The 1,080-nt window shown below is 57.4% G+C and carries 2 protein-coding genes; both read right to left on the bottom strand.

Going from position 1 to position 1,080, the window contains the following annotated elements; genetic code table 11:
* Nucleotides 1-157: 157 nt before the first annotated feature.
* On the bottom strand, nt 158-613 hold the full coding sequence (locus H0E84_RS01875; RefSeq protein ID WP_180676931.1) for a hypothetical protein: 456 nt from the start codon (nt 611-613) through the stop codon (nt 158-160).
* 106 nt (nt 614-719) lie between these two features.
* The gene (locus H0E84_RS01870) at nt 720-881 is read right to left on the bottom strand and encodes a hypothetical protein (protein ID WP_180676930.1); all 162 of its coding nucleotides are present in this window, start codon (nt 879-881) and stop codon (nt 720-722) included.
* Nucleotides 882-1,080: the final 199 nt, after the last annotated feature.

Genomic DNA, 1,080 nt, shown 5'->3' with positions numbered 1-1,080 from the left:
CCGCCCAGGTACACGTAGCGCCGGGTCTGCCGCGTGCGGTAGTCCGCCTGGTAGCGCAGCACCCCGTCCTGGCCGTAGATCGAGTACAGGTTGTCGTGCGCGTCGTGGAACGACAGTTTATTCTCTTTTTTCCGCTTTACCGATCGTTGACTTCAGGTCATCTCCGCATTAACTCCACATCACTGAGTGTTCCGAATCTCCTAGGCTGATCCGGATCTCTCGAGCGCATGTGAAAAATACCTCCAAGCATGACCCTTGACGCCCCGTACTTCATCGGCTCCAAATACTGTTCCAACTCCCCAAAACCCTCGCCGTCCTTCACCCGCATGGACGCATGCGTTTCTACCGTCAGCATCGAATCCTCATTTGGAAAGATGACAACCATTCCTTCATTCGAGACCGCCCAAGCAGTAATCATGATCCTGCGCCCATCATAGAAATTTGGGTCGGCTAACACTTGGATGTAAGTTGTCGCGCAGTGTATCCGTGAAGGATCATTGCCAACGTATGCGCACTTGCTTTCATCCCCATCACCCAGAATTTGTTCGGAGTCAGCTTGACCAGAACAAGCCGATAAAACAAAGGCAAAAGCGATGACGGCCCAACGAATCATGGCAACCTCGTTATAGTCCAGTGCACGTTGTGGATCAGCGTCCAACCGCCGCCGTTGAGCCGCTCCTGCAGCCCGTAGCGGGTGATGCCGCTCACCGGCGTCCAGCTCACCGTGTAACTGCCGGTGATGTTGCTTCCCGGCAGCTCAGCTCCGGCACCGCCGTGGGCACCAGCGCCACCATCACCGTGCCGATCGCCGAGTAGTTCGAGCAGCCCAGCGCGCAGCTGCCACCGTCACCGCGCCCGAGGCGCTGGTCACCTGACAGCATAATTCCATCAGCGACAAGGCCCGCGGTGCGGGCCTTGTGCTTCATCGACGACCAAGAGCGAGTCTGAGACCTCTAAACCTCCCGTTCTCCGATCTCTCAATCAGAGTAAAACGGGGTCAGAGTACTAATTTTGGCGGCCAGGCTTGCCGATCCGGGCACGCCGCTGCAGCAAGCGTTCGAGCTGCGATTGGAAGCGGTC

Source organism: Luteimonas salinisoli (assembly GCF_013425525.1).
GTDB lineage: Bacteria > Pseudomonadota > Gammaproteobacteria > Xanthomonadales > Xanthomonadaceae > Luteimonas > Luteimonas salinisoli.
This window is presented reverse-complemented; position numbering and strand designations above follow the sequence as displayed.